Below are 18,060 nucleotides of genomic sequence, written 5' to 3'. Positions count from 1 at the left end.
TCAGCGGGTGGATTCGCTGGTCGAAGCGGTCAGTTCCGCCTCGGTCTGCTCCTGTGCCGTGGCATTGCGGCCGAGCAGCTTCTTCGCCACCGCGGTGATGCCGGGCAGGATCGACACGAAGACGATGAGCAAGAAGATCGCCTCCACGTGGTCCCGGATGAACGCGACATTGCCCAGGAAGTAGCCGAGCACCGTGACACCGCCGCCCCACAGCAGCGCGCCGACGATGTCGAACGCGACGAACTTGCGGTAGTCCATCTTGGAGACGCCGGCCAGCACCGGCATGAAGGTGCGCACGATGGGCACGAAGCGGGCCAGGATGATCGTCTTCGGCCCGTGCTTTTCGAAGAACTCGTGCGTCTGCGTGACGTAGTGCTTCTTGAAGAACCGGGTGTCCTCTTTGTGGAACAGCGCGGGCCCGATCGCCCGGCCGATCCAATACGCGCACTGGTCCCCGGCGAACGCGATCAGCACGACGGCGGGCACCAGCACCCAGATCGACACCGGCGGATTCGGCTGCGCGGCGAGCAGGCCGCCGGTGAACAGCAGCGAGTCGCCGGGCAGGATCGGGAACAGCAGGCCGGTCTCGATGAAGACGATGACCAGGATGGCCGGCAGCACCGCGTCCTTCAGCCACGTTTCCGTGAGCAGGTGCATCGGATCGAGCAACTCGGTCAGCGCGAGGTTGCTCGTCACCGATTCTGTCGCTGCCTGCAGAATCACGTGGCCTCCTGTCCCGATACGGCTGGCCTGCATCGCTTGCCACCGCGTCGGAAGCTGCCAGCGCAAATTACCGGCCCCACAGTACCGGCTCCGCCTGAGAATGCTCGTGCTGTGCGCAAAATTACCGGTGCGTCAACTGCGCACCGCCTCCCTGCATACCAGGCGAAACACCGCTGCCTTAGGGTGAAGGCTGACAAAATAGGTCTTTGCCGCACAACACGGAGGTCTTACAGTGCCCATCGCGACTCCGGAGGTCTACGCCGAGATGCTCGGTCGGGCCAAAGCCAATTCCTTCGCCTTCCCGGCCATCAATTGCACGTCGTCGGAGACCATCAACGCGGCCATCAAGGGCTTCGCCGACGCAGGCAGCGACGGCATCATCCAGTTCTCCACCGGCGGGGCGGAATTCGGCTCGGGCCAGGGTGTGAAGGACATGGTCACGGGCGCGGTGGCGCTGGCCGAGTTCGCGCACGTGGTGGCGGCCAAGTACGACGTGACCATCGCGCTGCACACCGACCACTGCCCGAAGGACAAGCTGGACACGTTCGTCCGTCCGCTGCTGGCGATCTCCCAGGAGCGGGTCAACGCGGGCCGCAACCCGCTGTTCCAGTCGCACATGTGGGACGGTTCCGCGATCCCGATCGACGAGAACCTCGAGATCGCCAAGGAGCTGTTGAAGGCCACTCACGCCGCGAACATCATTCTCGAGGTCGAGATCGGCGTCGTCGGCGGCGAGGAGGACGGTGTCGAGGCCGAGATCAACGAGAAGCTCTACACCTCCCCGGAGGACTTCGAGAAGACCATCGACGCACTCGGCGCGGGTGAGAACGGCAAGTACCTGCTCGCGGCGACCTTCGGCAACGTGCACGGCGTGTACAAGCCGGGCAACGTGGTGCTCAAGCCGGAAGTGCTCGCCGAGGGCCAGCGCGTCGCGGCGGCCAAGCTCGGCCTCGGCGCCGACGCGCAGCCGTTCGACTTCGTCTTCCACGGCGGTTCCGGCTCGCTGAAGTCCGAGATCGAGGACTCGCTGCGCTTCGGCGTGGTGAAGATGAACGTCGACACCGACACCCAGTACGCGTTCACCCGGCCGGTGGCCGGCCACATGTTCGCCAACTACGACGGCGTGCTGAAGATCGACGGCGAAGTGGGCAACAAGAAGACCTACGACCCGCGCAGCTACCTGAAGAAGGCCGAGGCGGCGATGGCGGCGCGCGTGGTGGAGGCGTGCAACGATCTCAAGTCGGCTGGACGCTCGATCAGCGCCTGATCCTGATACCCCCAGCTTGGTGCACATGAGTTTGGATGTGCGCGTGCTCGGGCCCGTTCGGCTGCTCGTCGGTGGTGAGCCGGTGGCCGTCGGCGGGCCCAAACCGCGAGCTCTGCTCGCCGCGCTCACGGTGAATCGGCGGCGCGCGGTGTCGTCTGCCGCGCTCGCCGATCTGGTGTGGAACGAGGAACCGCCCGACGCCTACGCCGCCAGTCTGCAGGTCTTCGTCTCGAACATCCGCAAGGCGCTGCGCAATTCCGGCGTCGACCCGGCGGCGGTGCTGCGCACCGAGTCGTCGGGCTACCGGCTGGAGATCGACGAGACCGCGTGTGATCTGGGCCGTTTCCAGGCGGCGCGGGAGGCGGGCGCCCGCGCCGCCGAGGCGGGCGATCACGCCGGGGCGGCGCAGCTGTTCGGCTCCGCGCTGCGCGAGTGGAGCGGCCGGGCGCTGGCCGATCTGGCCGGGTTGCAGTTCGCCGACGGATTCGCCACCGCCATGGACGAGGAGCGGCTGCTGGCCGCTTCGGCCCGGATCGACGCCGAGATCGCTTGCGGGCGAGCGTCTTCGGTGATCGGCGAGCTGGTCGCGATGACCAACGAGCACCCGCTGCGGGAACCGCTGTGGGGGCAGTTGATCACCGCGCTGTATCTGTCCGGCCGGCAGGCGGACGCGCTGGAGGCGTGCCGGAAGGTGCGCGGCGTGCTCGCCGACGAGCTCGGCATCGATCCGGGACCGGCGCTGATCGATCTGGAGCAGCGCGTGCTGCGGCAGGAGCCGCTGAGCACGGTCGAACTACGGCAAGTGGAACGCCTGGCCGCGGCGATGACCGAGACGGTCACCGAGGTGCCGCGCGCCGTCCGCTCCGGCCAGCTGCGGATGCCGGACGGTCGCGTGGTGGCGATCGCGCAGGGCGGCCTGCGGATCGGCCGGATGACCGACAACGACTTGGTGCTGGAGGATCCGCGAGCCAGCCGCTACCACGCGCACATCATGCCGAGTCGCTCCGGTCTGCTCATCAAGGATCTGCATTCGGCCAACGGCGTGTTCGTCAACGACGACGCGATCGACAGCGGCGTGCTGCTCGCCGACGGCGACCGGATCAGGATCGGCGGGACGATCCTGACCTTCCAGGCGCTGCACTAGTCGCAGGCGATGCCGTTGCCATCCCGGTCCAGGTGCGCGTTGAAGCCGGGTTGCCCGCGGTACAGCGGCCCGGCGCCCTCGGCGCGCACCTGGTCGCAGTCGGTGTAGATCTCGGGGGACCGCTCGGCGGGTTCCTCGGGTCGCGCGCTGTCGCCCTTCGGCCCGGTCCGGTTGTGCGGGATCGGGTGGTCGTCGTGCGGTCCGGCGATCGCGACAGCCGGGGGCGCGGCGGCGGACGCCACCGACGGCACGAGCGCGCTCGCTCCCGCCGCCAGCAGCGCCGCCGCGATCGCGGGTGCGACGCGGAGAACTGACTTGGTCACGTCCTCCATCCTGCTCCCGGATCGGCCGGTGCGCCCTATTCGCAGGCGATTCCGTCGTTGTCGCGGTCCAGGTGCGGGGCGTAACCCGGCTGTCCGCGCAACAGCGGAGCCTTACCGGCGTTGCGGACTTCCGTGCAGTTCTTGTAGTACGGGCTCGGTGGCGCTTGCGGCGGCGGATTGTTCGGCTGCCGTGGGTTGTTCGGGGCCGGTGGATTACCCGGCTGCGGAGGGGCCTGAGGCGGCGCCGCCTGCGGTGGGCAGAACTGCGCGGACCCGGAGCCGCAGAGCAGGTCGGTGAGTGGATCTGCCGCGGCGACGGGCGACCCGAAGGTGACGACGGCGGTGGCGAGCAGACCGGCGGAGCCGATGCCGAGCAAGGCGCGCAGGAGTGCGTTCTTCATGTGATCCGTTCTTGGTCGGGGCCGCGCATGATGGAACACGCTCGGCGCAAACGGTTTCGAATTCAGGCGCGCAGACGCGCTCCGACGGCCGCTCTCCCCGACTGGAGTTGCCGCGAAATGGACGCTAGCAAATCAGGGACGCTTCGCCGTGGAAATGAAGCAGATTCATCCTCTTTATTGGGCGTGTCGGTCTGCCCCTTTTCGAAAGGCGAACGGGGTAGGGTCGTTCCCCTGGTTCGTCTTCGCAAGGTTCGTGTCCGCAATGGATTTCGAGGGGTTTGCAATGGCGATGCGAATGTTCGCCGCGATCGGCGCGATCGTGGTCGGCGCGGGAATGCTCGTGTACACCGACGGGTCTGCCGCCGCCGAGCCCGAAGCGGCAGGCCCGCTCGCGGGAGTCGGGCCGTGCGCGACCGACCCGGTGGCGACTCACGAGCCTTTGGTGCCGAAGACGCTGGAGGTGCCGATTCCCTATCCGGTGGTCACCGTGCTCCCGGCCCAGCTGCCCGAACCCGCGCCGAAGCGAACGCGGATGGAACTCCCGCCTGACCCCTGCGCCAATCCCTGCCCCGATCTCACCGATCTGCCCGCACCCCCACCGAGTCTCGCCGCACAGCTCGGCATTCCGGAGATCCTGCTCAATCCCAAACCGTTCCACTTCGCGATCCCGGGCCCCGGTCCCGATCCCGGCCAGGTGCCGCCTCCACCACCGCCGGTGCAGCCGCCGGTCGAACCCGCGGCGCAGTCACCCGCCCGCCCGGCCCCGCGCCTGAGTCCGGCCCGCGAGGTGGCGAAGCTGACCGGGGCGAACTCGGTGAACCGCACCGACAAACGCTGGCAGGTGGACGGCACCGATCTCGGCATCATGTGGGAGAGCGCACCCGGCGAGATCGCGACGGCGTTCGGCGACACCGTCGGGCGCGGCTTCCATCCGCCCGGCGGTATGGGGCTGGATTGGCGCAGCAACGTGCTGGCTTTCAGCACCGACCGCGATCTCGCCGACGGGGTGAGCTTCGACCGGATGGTCACCGACGACCGCTGCCACGCGGCCGAGGTGCTCTCCAGCCGCAAGCTCGACAACGTCGAGGTCACCACCATTCCCACCTCGGGTTTCGCGCTGGGCGGGCGACAGTACCTCAGCTACATGTCCATTCGGACCTGGAACAGCCTGCCGGGCACGTTCTTCACCAACTACGGCGGCATCGCCTACTCCGACGACCACGGCCAGACCTGGACGAAGGATCCGCACGCCCGCTGGGACAACATCTTCGGGCTGGCGAACTTCCAGGTCAGCGCGATGGTGCCGCACGGGGGTTACGTCTACATGTTCGGCACGCCCAATACCCGCCTCGGCGCGGTCGGCCTGGCCAGGGTGCCGGAAGACCAGCTGCTCAACACCACCGCCTATCAGTACTGGCGAGACGGCGCCTGGACCCCTGTCGGCGGCTTCGGCTCGGCCACGCCGATCGTGGACGGCCCCGTCGGTGAACTGTCGGTCCGCTACGACGCCGCCCGCGGCGTCTGGCAGATGAGCTACCTGGACACGACGAAGGCCGCGCTCGTCGTCCGCGAGGCGGACGCACCGCAGGGCGTGTGGTCCGACAGCACGCCGACGGTGTCGGCGCTGAGCTATCCGGAGTTGTACGGCGGCTTCATCCACCCGTGGTCGTCGGGCTCCGATCTCTACTTCACCATGTCGACCTGGAGCGACTACAACGTCTACCTGATGCACTCGGCCGTCGGCGAGTGATCCGCTCCGGTCAGCGCAGCCGGACCTCGGCCAGCGCGCGGCCGAACAACTTGCGCCCCTCGGAGGTGCCGCCGAGCAGGATGGTCGCGGTGCGCGCGGCGGAGTCCAGCGACTTGATCCGTCCGGTGAACTCGACCGTGCCAGCCGCGTCGGCGGCGACCGGGACGAAGCCGGAGAACCGCACGCTGAACTTCTGGATCGCGGTGGGATCGCCCAGCCAGGAGGTGAGGTAGCCGCCGGCCAAGCCCATGGTCAGCATGCCGTGCGCGACCACCGTCGGCAGCCCGGCCAGCTGCGCGGCGTGGTCGCTGAAGTGAATGGGATTGGCGTCGCCGGACACGCCCGCGTAGTTCGCCAGGTCACCGCGGGTCAGCCGGAACGCGCCGTCGGGCAACCGATCGCCCGCGGCGAGGTCGTCGAAGGCGGGCAGCGTGTGCACGGGTGTGGACTCGTGCCGCTCCGGCTCCACCAGAGGGCTGACGCCGAGCGACACCAGCGCGTCGTTGTGCGCGAAGTCGGCGCTGCGGGATTCGACCGGGCGGCCGTGCATCATGATGTTCTCCACCACGTCGTCGAGCGTGGCGCCGACCTCGGCGCCGCGGCGCGCGACGATCGTGGTCGACCCGACGATGGCGACCTCGCCGTGCTGGTTGCTCAGCGAGAAGCGCACCAGGATGAAGTCGTTGTCGCCGAACTGCCGGATCGATTCGATGATGATCTCGCTGCGCACCCGGTCGCCGGCCAGGATCGGCCGGTAGATCTCGAAGACCTGATCGGTCTGCAGGAACTGCGAGAGGTCGTACTCGGTGAGCACCGAGTCGAGCAGCGCCCTCGTCCCGCTCATCCCGATCACCGAGGCGAAGGTCGGCGGCGCGATCAGCCCGGAGTACCCGAGCGCGCGTGCGTCGGCTTCGCGCTGGTGGGCCGCGTGGTGGTTCTGTACCGCGCGGGCGAATTCCCTGACCTTCTCCCGGCCGACCTCGTAGTGGTCACGCACCCGGAAACGCTGTCCGATCGGCGTCACCGGGACGACATCGATTTCCGGCCGCGCCATCGTCTGCTCCCTGCTCATGATCCGGGCCATGCTACTGCCGGACCGGACCATTGACCAGGTGGGTGTGACGTGCGTGACCGGCATCGATGCGTGCCCGCTATCACAATGCGGCGCGGTTACTGGGTGCTCGAGGGCGGGTCGCAGACCTTCCATCCGTCGTCGGTGCGCTGCAGGTCGAAGGTGCGTGCCGACCGCTTCGCCGGGTCGGCCTCGGTGTAGACCGTGGCCTGCGCGATGGCGGTGCCGTCGGTGATGCGGATGGCGTCGATGCTGTCCACCACCGGGATGTTCTTGCGTTCCATCGACAACTTGTGCACGCCGGCGAACTGGTCGCTCGGAATGCCCTGATAGAAGTCGTGCAGCGGACCGCACGTGGTGGAGCGCAGCGCGTCCAGATCGCCGCTCTTCAGCGCGTCGGTGTAGCTGGTGATGGCGCTGCGCACCTGAGCCTCGGGAGAGTCGTCGCCGGACATCGTGACCAGCGCCACGATCACCCCGATCAGCGCGATCACCGCCACGGCCGCCGCGCCGAGCACGATCAGCCGTCGATCGGGCCGAGCCGGGCCGCCGGCCGACGCGCCCGCGCCGGGCTGCGGAGCCGGAGGGATCCGCTGCGGCGGTGCGACGGGCCGGGTCTGCGGCGCGCGCGGATCGCCCATCGACTGCGCGGGCACGGTCTGCTGGACGTCCGCGGGGGACGGCGCTGTCGCCACCTGTCGCGGCCGGCCCTGGGGGCGCTGCGGCGACGGGCGCGTGTCCTCGACTCCCGGTCCGTGCTGCGGCGGCGCGCCGTGCGGGCCGGGCTGTTTGGGGCCCGGAGCCGGACGCGGCGTGCTCGGCGGCTTGGTGACCGGAACCGGACCCGCCGGTGGCGTGACCACGCGATCGGTGCCCGGCCTTCCGCCGTCGGCGGGACGCTGGATGGGCAGCGCGACGGTCTTCGCGTCGTCCAGGCCGACCACCGGCATCGCCATCGTGACGTCATCCGAACCGGGCGGGTTCTGCGCCTCGGCCGGAGTGGATTCGGCGGCGCGCTCCTGCGCGGGAGCCGGTCCGGCCGACGGCTGCGGCTTGCGTATCACGACGGTCGCGGATTCGCCGCCCTGCGGGCTCGGCGAACTCTTCGCCTCCGAGGCGGCGGAAGGGGAATCACCCGACGCGCCCGGCGTCCCCTTCGCGGCGGCCGCGCCACCGGCGGGTCCCGCTTTCGCACCGGACTCGGGTGCTGCCTTGCCCTTGGCGGGTTGAACTGGTTGCGATGCAGCGTCTTGCGCAGCGGATCCGCTCGCAGGAGCCGTGCCCGGCGCGGAACCGCGCGCCGCACCCGACGGCGTCTGATCCCGTTTGATCACCACAGTGCGGGCATCGCCGGGCTGGTTCGGCGCGGTGGGGGGCTTCGGTGCGCCGCTGGTCTGTGGTGGGATCGGTGCGGAACCGGGCCGCGGTGCGCCGCCGGTCTCCGGCTGGCTCGGTGCGGATGCGGGCTTCGGTGCGCCGCTGGTCTGTGGTGGGTTCGGTGCGGATGCGGGCTTCGGTGCGCCGCTGGTCTGCGGTGGGTTCGGTGCGGATGCGGGCTTCGGTGCGCTGCCGGTCTGCGGTGGGTTCGGTGCGGAACCGGGCCGCGGTGCGCCGCCGGACTCCCGCTGCTTCGACGCGGACTTGCTGTCGATCTCGGTGGTCTCCGCATCGGCGCCCGTGGTCCGACTCGGTGCGGACGCGCCCGCGCCGGTGCGCGCTGATCGGCTACCGACCTCGTCTATCGGGGCGTTCGCCCGGCCGGGACCTGCCGGTCCGGAAGGCGCCGCGCCCTTGACGCCCGGCGCGCTCGAAGCGGCGGAGCCTGCGGACGGCGACGGGTTCTGGCTGCCTGCCGGGGTCGCGCCGGGTCGGCCGGCTTGGGGCTGTTCGGCAGCGAGTGCGTGCGATTCACCGGCGCCGCCCGGTGCGGAGCCGGAGGATGGGGGCGTGTTCTGGCTGCCTGCCGGGGTCGCGCCGGGTCGGCCCGGTTGGGGCTGTGCGGCAGTGGGTGCGTGCGATTTACCGGCGCCGCCCGGTGCGGAGCCGGAGGGTGGTGGTGTGTTCTGGCTGCCCGCTGGTGTCGCGCCGGGTCGGCCCGGTTGGTGCTGTGTGGCGGCAGGGGGGTTCTGTTTACCGACGCTGCCCGGCGCGCCAGAAGCGGCCGCGCCCGCGGGTCTCGGCGCTGAACTCGGCGACGGAGTCTTCGCGTCGGATGCCGGACCGGAGGACGGTGTGCCCTCGGAGGTCGTGCCACTGGCCTTGGGTGCGGCCGACTCACTCCGGACGCCGGCAGCGGGGGGATTCGAGGAAGCAGGTCGTGCGGCGGAGCCTGTTCGATTGTCCGGAGTTACGAGCTTCGCGCCGCCCGCTGCGGGCGAGGGAGGCTGCCCGGACCCCGCGCTTTGGCCGGACCCCGCGTTCTGCGCGGTCCCCGCAGGCATGGAGCCGCCGGGCCTCTGGGCGGAGGCCGGTGAGTTCGATTGGCCCGCAGGACCGTTCGCTGATTTCGCGCCCCCCGCGTTCGACGGCGCGTCGGTGCTCTTGGACGAGGTCGGACCGCTGCCCGGATCGGCGGATGCTCGGGCTGCCTGCGCGCCGGGAACCGAACCGCCCGACCCCGCCTTCGGGCTCGCCGCCGACGCGCCGCGACCCGAGGATGGGCCGGCCCCGGCGGGCGCGGCATCCGGCCGTTGCGCCTTGGCGATGCGTTCGGTGGGCGCGGCGGATGCCGCCGGGCCGCTCTTGTCCGCGGCCGGGGTGCGGTCGGTGCCAGCGCCGGGGCGTGCGTCGGCCCCGGCGGCGTCGGCCGGTTCGGCGCTGTTGGGCGCCGGATTCTTCTCGTCGTTCGGGTCGGACACGCACACCCCTCGTCAAAGCGGAACTGTTTGAACTCGACGGCCAGCCTAATGGTCGTGGCCCGGCGAGGTCCGGCATCAGTCCACGTCGATCCGAACGGACGCGGAGCGACTCGCGCAGTGGACGGCGCAGGGGTGGGAAGAGGGGACGGCGTCACGGGAACGAGCGGGACGCAGCCGTCCGCGGGGTGCACGCGGCCGTTGCGAAGTCATCGGCGCCGAACCGGGGTCGGACAGCCACGAGATAGGCCGCGGACCGGGCACACCGGCATCGGCGAAACAGCGGCCGTCCGTCTCCCCGCCTGAGCGCAGCCGCCTGACGAGCAAACCGTCGTGCGGTGCACAATGAACCGCATGACCTCGTTCGGTGACCTGCTCGGACCGCAACCGGTATTGCTACCAGAACTCTCCGACGCCGAGGACGCGCTCCTCGACGGCGCCGATCCGGTGCGGGTCGCGGCCGAGCACCCCGCCGCCTCGATCGCCTGGGCGCATCTCGCCGAGGCGGCGCTGTCCCGTGGCGAAGCCGAGGACGATGCGGTCAATCACGACATCATCGCCGCGTACGCGTTCGCCCGCACCGGCTACCACCGCGGCCTCGACCTGCTGCGCCGCAACGGCTGGAAGGGCTTCGGTCCGGTGCCGTGGAGCCACGAACCCAATCGCGGCTTCCTGCGCAGCGTCGGCGCGCTGGCTCGCGCCGCCAAGGCGATCGGCGAGAACGACGAGTACGCGCGCTGCCTCGACCTGCTGGAAGACTGCGACCCCAACGCGGCCGCGGAGCTCGGTCTCGACTGAGTCGTAGTGATCGGAGCACCGCGTAGCGATTCGATGACGGGTGGCGGCCTGGCGCCGGGTGCGTTCGACCCGATGTCGCGGTTCGGCGCGGCCCGCGCGCGCGGCACGGCGCGGTTGCGCGCCTCGTGGGCCCGGCTGCGCCGGTCGGCGCTGCCGATCGTCCAGTGCGCGGTCGGCGCAGCGCTGGCCTGGTTTCTCGCGCATCACGTCATCGGCCACGCGCTGCCGTTCTTCGCGCCGACGGCCGCCGTCGTGTCGATGGGCATCTCCTTCGGCGCGCGGCTGCGTCGCTCGGTGGAGCTGGTGGTCGGCGTCGCGGTCGGCATCGGCATCGGCGATCTGTTCATTTCCCACGCGGGTACCGGCGTGTGGCAGATCGCGCTGGTGGTCGCGGTCGCCATGGCCGCGGCGGTGTTCCTGGACGGCGGTCCGGTCATCACCGTGCAGGCGGCGAGCTCCGCCGTACTGGTCGCGACGTTGCTGCCGCCATCGGCGGGCGGTGGCCTTTCCCGCATGATCGACGCCTTGGTGGGCGGTCTGGTCGGCGTGGTGGTGGTCGCCGCGATCCCCCTGCATCCCGTGCGCAGGGCGCGGACGCTGGCCGCCGACATCCTCGGCGTGATGGGCAGATCGATCACCGAATGCGCCGACGGACTGCTCGAACAGGATCCGGAGAAGCTGCACCGCGCGCTCACCGCGATGCGCGCCACCCAGCCGCAGATCGACTCGCTGCGCGCCACCCTGGAAGGCGGTCGCGAGATCAGCCGGATCTCCCCGCTGTACTGGAACTCCCGCCCCCGCCTCGAACGCATCAGGGCCACGGCCGATCCGCTGGACAACGCCATCCGCAACACCCGAGTCCTGTTGCGGCGCTCCCTGACCCTGGTGCGCGACGACGAAATCCTCAACCCGGGCTTGATCGACGAAGTGGAGCGGCTCGGCCAGGCCGTCGACGTGGTGCGCCGGATGATGCTGGCCGACCCCGGCGAGCAGCCCGACCGCGCCGAGGCGGCCCGCGTCTTGCGCTCGGTCGCGAAGGGCGCGCGACCGGAATTGGTAGCCGGCGCGGGGCTTTCGGCGCACGTCGTCTTCGCGCAGGTGCGATCCACGCTGGTAGACCTGATGCAGGTGTGTGGCGTGCAACGTATCTCGGCGATTGCCCTGCTGCCGCCGACGGTCAAGAACCCTTACGTGCGGCCCGAGGTCTGAAGCCGTACTACTCAGCGGTATTCGGACATTCGTGCCGGGCACAGTGGTCCGCGCCGGACGCGGCGCGCCGCGAATTCGATCTTCGGGTAGTCCGCTACTCGGGTTGCGCGCGTCGTCTCGTCGTAGCTTTGCGATGTGACCGCGAGTCGCGGGGTATCGCGGTCGATCGCTTCGCACGTGGACGAAAGGACCTCCCGGCCAAGGGGTGTGGCGGCCGGGAGGGGGCGGGATCGGACACGGGCGAAGAAGCGGGGCCGTTCGGCAACCCGACCGGGCGGCCCCGCGCCACGCAGCACGGCCGCTGCGGCGGGTCGCCGAAGATCAGGTCCAGAACCGCGTCAGGTAGCTGCCGTAGCGGGACCAATTCGACGGAACGCCGGACAGTTCGAACAGCGCGTACACCGCGTCGAAGAACACCTGGTTGATCGCGGGGGTGAACAGCAGCGCGAACAGGATCAGCATGCCGAACGGCTTGAACTGGTCGAGCGAGCGTCTGGTCTGGTAGCTCAGCGACGGCTCGACGATGCCGTAGCCGTCCAGGCCCGGCAGCGGGACCAGGTTCAGCAGCGTCGCCGTGATCTGCAGGAACGCGAGGAAGCTCAGGCCGAACCAGAACGCGGCGTGCGTGCCGGAGCTGCCCCAGATCCGCACGATCGCCAGCAGCAGCACGGCGCACAGCGCGTTCACGGCGGGCCCCGCGCCGCTGATGATCCGTTGCGTGCGCGGCGCGACATTGTGCGTGTGCACGTAGACCGCGCCGCCGGGCAGGCCGATCCCGCCCAACGCGATGAACACCATCGGCAACACGATCGACAGCAGCGGATGGCTGTACTTCAGCGGGTTGAGCGTCAGGTAGCCGCGCAACTCCACCTCGCGATCACCCGCGCGCCACGCCGTGTACGCGTGGGCGAACTCGTGCAGGCACAGCGAGACCACCCAGCCGAACACCACGAGGACGAACACACCGGCCTTGGCTCTGGTGGAATCCAGCGGTGCATCCCAGGCCAGCGCGCCGCCGACCGCGGTCACCACGACCACGAGCAGGAACACCGGGCTCGGCCGGACCGCACGCGATCGGCGGTTCAGGGAAAAACTCATCGCACCAGCAGCCAGGGTTCGTGATGGCGGTAGAAACTCGAGCGCGGCGCCGGGCGATCGGCGCGGACGCCGTCCCTGGTCACGATCGCGCCCGGCGTGCCGAGCTGCGCCGCTCGCCCCTCCACCCAGCGCCGTTTGCGGAACCTGCGCCGCACGGCAGCCCGCACACCTGGCGGTTCGAGGCACGGCGAGACGAGCATGGCCGTCACCTCACCGGAGAACAGCAGCGTGTCGTCGACGTAGGCCTCGCCTTCGAGCCGATCGCCGCCGACGCCGGTGATCACCGCCCGGCCCGCGAGTACCTTGCCGGTGTCGTCGCGGACCAGCGGCGTCTCCACGGCGCGGCCGCCGATGGCGCGCTTGGCGGCGGCGTTGCCGGTGCCGGTCTGGTAGGCGCGCGAGGCGTAGGTCTTCTCGACCGGGACGTACCCGATCTCCACGTGCAGGCGCTCGGTGCGCATCAGATGGGTGAGCACCGCGGCGAGCGCGGCGTCGTCGCCCAGCACGATCAGGCGCGGCAGGCTGTCGGCGGCCAGCACGGGAAGCAGCTCATCGATCACGGCGGGATCGGGGACGACAGCCGTCTGGGTGGTCGGCAGCGCCGCGAGCGCGATGGGTACGGGGGCGCCGTCGCAGCGGAGAACATGGGTACTCAAGCTGCCGTACACCCTCCTCGGTTCGAGCCGACACCGTCGGGCCCCTCGCCATTGCCTGGCGAACCCGCTGCGGCTCGCCCGTGCCCGCCGCGCTGCCGCTCGGCGTGCCGTGCAACCTTAGCCCTGCCCGGCCGCGGCCACACGGTTGTCGAGCCTACGACGAGATCCGCCGCGATGCCGCTCGGGACGGGTCGGCTAGACTGTGCTTCCGGCCACCGCCTCAGTACGGCAGGTAGCTGCAACACACCAGTGTTGCCTGTCGAACCGTAGGAGACACGACCATGCCGGCAATCGTCCTGATCGGCGCCCAGTGGGGCGACGAGGGGAAGGGCAAAGCAACCGATCTGCTCGGTGGTCGGGTGAACTGGGTGGTTCGGTACCAAGGCGGCAACAACGCGGGTCACACCGTGGTCCTGCCCAACGGCGACAACTTCGCCCTGCACCTGATCCCCTCCGGCATCCTGACCCCCGGCGTGACGAACGTCATCGGCAACGGTGTCGTCGTCGACCCCGGCGTGCTGCTGGACGAGCTGGCGGGCCTGGAGCAGCGCGGCGTCGACACCTCGGGGCTGCTGCTCTCGGCCGACGCGCACTTGATCATGCCGTACCACGTGGCCATCGATAAGGTCACCGAACGCTTCCTCGGCAACAAGAAGATCGGCACCACCGGCCGCGGCATCGGGCCGTGCTACCAGGACAAGGTGGCCCGCGTCGGCGTGCGCGTCGCGGACGTGCTGGACGAGAAGATCCTCACCCAGAAGGTCGAGGCGGCGCTGGAGTTCAAGAACCAGGTGCTGGTCAAGATCTACAACCGCCGCGCGCTCGACCCGCAGCAGGTGGTGGACGAGGTGCTCACCCAGGCGGACAGCTTCAAGCACCGGATCGCCGACACCAGGCTGCGGCTGAACCTTGCGCTCGAGCGCGGTGAGACGGTCCTGCTGGAGGGCTCGCAGGGCACCTTGCTCGACGTGGACCACGGCACCTACCCGTACGTCACCTCGTCGAACCCGACCGCGGGCGGCGCGGCGGTCGGCGCAGGCATCGGACCCAACAAGATCAACACGGTGCTCGGCATCCTGAAGTGCTACACCACCAGGGTCGGTTCCGGTCCGTTCCCCACCGAGCTGTTCGACGAGTTCGGCGCGTACCTGGCCAAGACCGGCGGCGAGGTCGGCGTCACCACCGGGCGCGCCCGCCGCTGCGGCTGGTTCGACGCGGTGATCGCGCGCTACGCCACCCGGGTCAACGGCATCACCGACTACTTCCTCACCAAACTGGACGTTCTATCCAGTCTGGAGACGGTGCCGATCTGCGTCGCCTACGAGGTCGACGGCGAGCGGGTCGAGCAGATGCCGACCACGCAGACCGAATTCCATCACGCGAAGCCCATTTTCGAGGAAATGCCCGGTTGGTGGGAGGACATTTCCGGTGCGCGCACCTTCGAGGAGCTGCCCGCCAACGCTCAGGCGTACGTGTTGCGATTGGAGGAGCTGTCCGGCGCGCGTATTTCCTGCATCGGTGTGGGTCCTGGGCGGGACCAGACCATCGTCCGGCACGACGTACTGGGTTAGAACCTGTTCGAATTCCGCGTCGGCCAGCGGAATTTCGGCAAGATCACCGGAAATTCGCCACATCTATCGTGCTCGCTCGGCTTCGATCATGATCGGTGAAGAACTACAGTTGGAACATGGCTCGGAACTGGCCGATGATCGAGCGCGAGAGCGAATTCGAGGCGATCCGTGCGGCGCTGACCGGTCCGGAGCACGTCGGCGTGGTACTGACCGGCGACGCCGGGGTGGGCAAGACCACCCTGGCCCGGCACGCCACCTCCGCGATCGGGGGCAATGTCCGCTGGGTGGCGGGCACCGAGTCGGCGCGCAGCATCCCGCTGGGCGTGTTCGCGCACATGGTCGGCGTCTATACGGCGCACGATCCGGTCACGTTCATGTCGGCGGCGCGCGAGGCGTTGCTCGCCGACGGTGACACGGTGATCGGCGTCGACGACGCGCATCTGCTCGATCAGCTCTCCGCCACGCTGCTGCTGCAACTGGCGATCGACAAAGCCGCGCACATCGTGGTGACCGTGCGAAGCGGCGTTCCGGTGCCGGACGCGGTCACCTCACTGTGGAAAGACGGCCACCTGACGCGCATCGACCTGCGGCCGTTCACCCAGCGCCAGAGCGTCGAACTGGTGGAGTCGATGCTCGGCGGGCAGCTCGAGGGGTTCACCGCCAATCTGATGTGGGAGTCATCCGCCGGAAACGCGCTGTTCCTGCGGCATCTGGTGGAGGGAGCGCTGGAGGCGGGCACGCTGCGTCAGGTCAACGGCGTGTGGCAACTGCGTGGACGCGCGGCGGTGACCTCGGAGCTTGCCGCGCTGCTGGAGGACCGGGTCGAGCAGTTGCCCGAGCCGGTGCTGCGGGTGCTGGAACTGCTGACCTTCTGCGAGCCGATCGATCTCGACGTGCTCGCCGAATTGGCGGGCGAGGACGCGGTGGAAGCCGCCGAAACGCGCGGTGTGATCCGGGTGGTGGAGAATTCGCGCGACCTGATCGTGCGCTACAACCACCCGCTGTTCGGAGAGGTGATCCGCCGCAGGCTCGGCATCGCCTCGGCGCGGCGGCTGCGCGGCCGGTTGTATTCCTCGCTCAAGGAACGCCGGATCAATTCCGCCGCCGACCGCATCCGGCTGGCCGAATTGGCGCTGGACAGTGACAAATCCGCGGATCTGGAATTGTTCGAAGCGGCCGCGGCCGACGCGATCGGATTGGCGAATCTGCCGCTGGGCGAGCGTTTCGCCCGCGCAGCCGTGGAGCGGCGCGGCGGCGTGGAGGCCGCCGACCTGCTGGCGCGCGCCCTGCTGTGGCAGGGGCACCGGATCGAGGCCGAGCGCACCCTGGCCAGCTTCGACCCCGACCAGCTCGACGAGGTGCAGTTGGCGCGCTGGGGCAGCACCAGGGTGGCGAACCTGTTGTGGGCCATGGGCGATGCCGATCGCGCCGACGAGGTGCTGAAGCTCGTGCGCGGGAAGGTGCGGCATCCGAAGATCGCGGCCATCTTCACCGGTCTTGCGTCCGCCAGCCTGGTGAACGAGAACCGCGTCGACGACGCGATCGCCGAGGCGGAGGCGGTGATGTCCGCCGACGGCGCGCCGCCGTGGGCGGTGTGGTGGGCGTCGTTCGGCGGCGGCCTGGCGTCGGCGTTGATGGGCAAGGCCGAGGACGCCAGACGGTACGCCGCCCGCGGGCACGAGGTGGAAGAGCACATCGACGGGCTCAACCGCTTCATGTCCACGCACGCCGAGGTGCTCGCCCTGACATTCGCGGGCGATCTGGAGGCCGCCAGGCGCTGCGCGGGGGCGTTCGTCGGCTACTCATCGCCGGGTCAGTATCTGGCCTGGGGCATGTCGAAGATCCTGCAAGGCACCGTCGATGTGGCGCAGGGCCGCTTCCTGGACGGCATCGAGAATCTGGAACAGGCGCTGGCCGCATTGGCCGCGGAGGGCGCGGCCGCATGGATGTTCCCCGCGCGAATCCGCCTGGCGGAAGCGTATTCGGCGCTCGGGCGGCCCGTCGAGGCCGCCGAGTCGATCGCGCACGCCACCGCGCGGGGCGGCAGGCACAGCGCCGTGTACGAACCGCAACTGGAAGTGGCGCGTGCTTGGCTGGCCGCAGCCGAAGGAACCGTGACGCCCGCCATCCGCATCGCGGTGGGCGCCGCGGACGCGGCCGCGCGCTCGCATCAGCACGCGATCGAGGCCATGGCGCTGCACACCGCGGCCCGCTTCGGCGACCATTCCGTGTCCGGGCGACTGGCGGAACTGGCCGACCGGGTGGAAGGGCGGCTGGTCCAGGCGCAAGCGCGGCACGCGGTCGCGCTCGCCGCCCACGACGGACCCGGGCTGGACGCGGCCGCGGCCGAATTCGAGCGCATCGGCGTGCTGCTGTCGGCCGCCGACGCCGCGGCGCAGGCCGCCTCGGCACACGAGCGCGCCGGGGACCGGCGCAAGTTGCTGGAGTCCGCCGCCGCGGCCAACCGGCTCGCCGCCGCCTGCGGCGGAGCGAGCACCCCGGCGCTGCGGCAGGCCGCGCAACCCTTGCCCTTGACCGCGCGGGAACGCGAGATCGCCAACCTCGTCGCCGCGGGCCTGTCCAACCGGCAGATCGCCGACCGGCTCACCGTCTCGGTGCGCACCGTCGAAGGCCATCTCTACCGGGCCTGCATCAAGATGGACGTCACCGATCGGGAGTCCCTCGGCGCGCTGATGCGCGGTGAGTCCGGGAGCGCGATGTGACCCTGCGGCCCGCCGCGGTGATCGCGACGATGGCGACCGGACTGGTCCTGGCCGCCGGATGCTCGGACCGGCAGCCGCAGCCAGTTCCCAGTTCTGCGCCTGCCTCGGCGACGGTCGCGCCGAAGACCGAGACGCCGCAGGAGCGCAACGCCCGGGTCAGGCAGAAGCTGATCGAACTCGGTTGCTCGACGAACGCCTGCATCCAGACCTACTTCGGCTGCGAGGACGGCTACATCACGGGAGAAGCCTGCGACTTCTACCGCGCCCACCCGGTGCTGTGATTTCTCCAGCGCCCGCGGCGCTGGGTGTGCTGTGCTGAATTGCCGCGCCTTCGGCGCTGAGTGTTCGCGGCCCCTTTGTGGCTCGCGTGTGCGCGACCGCCGCTTGCTCCTTCGTCGCGTACGCGGCGGCCGCGCACACCCGAGCCGGGCCGCGAACCGCGGGTTCAAGGGCTAACGTAGCTAGAAAAT

At 70.0% G+C, this 18,060-nt stretch carries 15 protein-coding genes; 8 read left to right on the top strand and 7 right to left on the bottom strand.

Going from position 1 to position 18,060, the window contains the following annotated elements; translation table 11 throughout:
* On the bottom strand, positions 1 to 657 hold the full coding sequence (locus ACWDMM_RS32215; RefSeq protein ID WP_323124692.1) for a DedA family protein: 657 nt from the start codon (positions 655 to 657) through the stop codon (positions 1 to 3).
* Positions 658 to 955: 298 nt separating this feature from the next.
* On the opposite strand from ACWDMM_RS32215, the gene fbaA reads away from it, so the two are divergent.
* Together fbaA and ACWDMM_RS32205 are read left to right on the top strand one after the other, a co-directional pair.
* Entirely contained in the window at positions 956 to 1,990 is a 1,035-nt protein-coding gene (gene fbaA, locus ACWDMM_RS32210; RefSeq protein WP_195080834.1) for a class II fructose-bisphosphate aldolase, read from the top strand.
* Between the two features lie 25 nt (positions 1,991 to 2,015).
* Positions 2,016 to 3,134 carry a BTAD domain-containing putative transcriptional regulator gene (locus ACWDMM_RS32205; RefSeq protein ID WP_195080833.1) on the top strand — a complete coding sequence of 373 codons (1,119 nt, stop codon included), beginning with the start codon at positions 2,016 to 2,018 and terminating at the stop codon, positions 3,132 to 3,134.
* Here ACWDMM_RS32205 and ACWDMM_RS32200 read toward each other — a convergent pair.
* Both ACWDMM_RS32200 and ACWDMM_RS32195 read right to left on the bottom strand, forming a co-directional pair.
* Positions 3,131 to 3,457 (bottom strand): excalibur calcium-binding domain-containing protein, encoded by a 327-nt coding sequence (locus ACWDMM_RS32200; RefSeq protein ID WP_323124689.1) that lies wholly within the window; start codon positions 3,455 to 3,457, stop codon positions 3,131 to 3,133. The genes ACWDMM_RS32205 and ACWDMM_RS32200 overlap by 4 nt on opposite strands.
* A gap of 35 nt (positions 3,458 to 3,492) precedes the next feature.
* Entirely contained in the window at positions 3,493 to 3,858 is a 366-nt protein-coding gene (locus ACWDMM_RS32195; RefSeq protein WP_195080831.1) for an excalibur calcium-binding domain-containing protein, read from the bottom strand.
* A 283-nt stretch (positions 3,859 to 4,141) separates the two neighbouring features.
* On the opposite strand from ACWDMM_RS32195, the gene ACWDMM_RS32190 reads away from it, so the two are divergent.
* Entirely contained in the window at positions 4,142 to 5,608 is a 1,467-nt protein-coding gene (locus ACWDMM_RS32190) for a DUF4185 domain-containing protein (protein ID WP_449941284.1), read from the top strand.
* A gap of 10 nt (positions 5,609 to 5,618) precedes the next feature.
* Here ACWDMM_RS32190 and ACWDMM_RS32185 read toward each other — a convergent pair whose 3' ends face one another.
* Positions 5,619 to 6,680, bottom strand: a complete 1,062-nt coding sequence (locus ACWDMM_RS32185) for a fused (3R)-hydroxyacyl-ACP dehydratase subunits HadA/HadB (protein WP_449941282.1) — start codon at positions 6,678 to 6,680, stop codon at positions 5,619 to 5,621.
* Positions 6,681 to 6,778: 98 nt separating this feature from the next.
* Positions 6,779 to 8,017, bottom strand: a complete 1,239-nt coding sequence (locus ACWDMM_RS32180) for an Rv0361 family membrane protein (RefSeq protein WP_449941281.1) — start codon at positions 8,015 to 8,017, stop codon at positions 6,779 to 6,781.
* A 1,863-nt stretch (positions 8,018 to 9,880) separates the two neighbouring features.
* On the opposite strand from ACWDMM_RS32180, the gene ACWDMM_RS32175 reads away from it, so the two are divergent.
* Together ACWDMM_RS32175 and ACWDMM_RS32170 are read left to right on the top strand one after the other, a co-directional pair.
* The gene (locus ACWDMM_RS32175; protein WP_195080827.1) at positions 9,881 to 10,333 is read left to right on the top strand and encodes a DUF3151 domain-containing protein; all 453 of its coding nucleotides are present in this window, start codon (positions 9,881 to 9,883) and stop codon (positions 10,331 to 10,333) included.
* Positions 10,334 to 10,405: 72 nt separating this feature from the next.
* The gene (locus ACWDMM_RS32170) at positions 10,406 to 11,542 is read left to right on the top strand and encodes an FUSC family protein (protein WP_357110587.1); all 1,137 of its coding nucleotides are present in this window, start codon (positions 10,406 to 10,408) and stop codon (positions 11,540 to 11,542) included.
* A gap of 321 nt (positions 11,543 to 11,863) precedes the next feature.
* On the opposite strand, the gene ACWDMM_RS32165 is transcribed toward ACWDMM_RS32170, so the two are convergent.
* Together ACWDMM_RS32165 and ACWDMM_RS32160 are read right to left on the bottom strand one after the other, a co-directional pair.
* On the bottom strand, positions 11,864 to 12,640 hold the full coding sequence (locus tag ACWDMM_RS32165; protein ID WP_195080826.1) for a site-2 protease family protein: 777 nt from the start codon (positions 12,638 to 12,640) through the stop codon (positions 11,864 to 11,866).
* A complete protein-coding gene (locus ACWDMM_RS32160; protein ID WP_323124691.1) occupies positions 12,637 to 13,296 on the bottom strand; it encodes a hypothetical protein in 660 nt (219 codons plus the stop codon). Before ACWDMM_RS32160 ends, ACWDMM_RS32165 begins: the two co-directional genes overlap by 4 nt.
* Positions 13,297 to 13,577: 281 nt before the next feature.
* Between ACWDMM_RS32160 and ACWDMM_RS32155 the strand changes: the two genes are divergently transcribed.
* From ACWDMM_RS32155 to ACWDMM_RS32145, 3 genes are all read left to right on the top strand, one after another.
* Positions 13,578 to 14,867, top strand: a complete 1,290-nt coding sequence (locus ACWDMM_RS32155; protein ID WP_195080824.1) for an adenylosuccinate synthase — start codon at positions 13,578 to 13,580, stop codon at positions 14,865 to 14,867.
* 116 nt (positions 14,868 to 14,983) lie between these two features.
* Positions 14,984 to 17,590 carry a helix-turn-helix transcriptional regulator gene (locus ACWDMM_RS32150; RefSeq protein ID WP_195080823.1) on the top strand — a complete coding sequence of 869 codons (2,607 nt, stop codon included), beginning with the start codon at positions 14,984 to 14,986 and terminating at the stop codon, positions 17,588 to 17,590.
* A complete protein-coding gene (locus ACWDMM_RS32145) occupies positions 17,587 to 17,871 on the top strand; it encodes a hypothetical protein (protein WP_195080822.1) in 285 nt (94 codons plus the stop codon). The genes ACWDMM_RS32150 and ACWDMM_RS32145 overlap by 4 nt, the downstream gene beginning before the upstream one ends.
* Positions 17,872 to 18,060 lie beyond the last annotated feature (189 nt).

The sequence above is a fragment of the Nocardia sp. NPDC003726 genome, assembly GCF_053586955.1.
This window is presented reverse-complemented; position numbering and strand designations above follow the sequence as displayed.

Bases quoted from the DNA above. Each gene is read 5' to 3' on its own strand.
- ACWDMM_RS32195 (WP_195080831.1), bottom strand. From the start codon at position 3,858: ATGAAGAACGCACTCCTGCGCGCCTTGCTCGGCATCGGCTCCGCCGGT.
- ACWDMM_RS32155 (WP_195080824.1), top strand. From the start codon at position 13,578: ATGCCGGCAATCGTCCTGATCGGCGCCCAGTGGGGCGACGAGGGGAAG.
- ACWDMM_RS32175 (WP_195080827.1), top strand. From the start codon at position 9,881: ATGAACCGCATGACCTCGTTCGGTGACCTGCTCGGACCGCAACCGGTA.
- ACWDMM_RS32170 (WP_357110587.1), top strand. From the start codon at position 10,406: ATGTCGCGGTTCGGCGCGGCCCGCGCGCGCGGCACGGCGCGGTTGCGC.
- ACWDMM_RS32165 (WP_195080826.1), bottom strand. From the start codon at position 12,640: ATGAGTTTTTCCCTGAACCGCCGATCGCGTGCGGTCCGGCCGAGCCCG.
- ACWDMM_RS32205 (WP_195080833.1), top strand. From the start codon at position 2,016: ATGAGTTTGGATGTGCGCGTGCTCGGGCCCGTTCGGCTGCTCGTCGGT.
- ACWDMM_RS32150 (WP_195080823.1), top strand. From the start codon at position 14,984: ATGGCTCGGAACTGGCCGATGATCGAGCGCGAGAGCGAATTCGAGGCG.
- ACWDMM_RS32190 (WP_449941284.1), top strand. From the start codon at position 4,142: ATGGCGATGCGAATGTTCGCCGCGATCGGCGCGATCGTGGTCGGCGCG.
- ACWDMM_RS32215 (WP_323124692.1), bottom strand. From the start codon at position 657: ATGCACCTGCTCACGGAAACGTGGCTGAAGGACGCGGTGCTGCCGGCC.
- ACWDMM_RS32185 (WP_449941282.1), bottom strand. From the start codon at position 6,680: ATGAGCAGGGAGCAGACGATGGCGCGGCCGGAAATCGATGTCGTCCCG.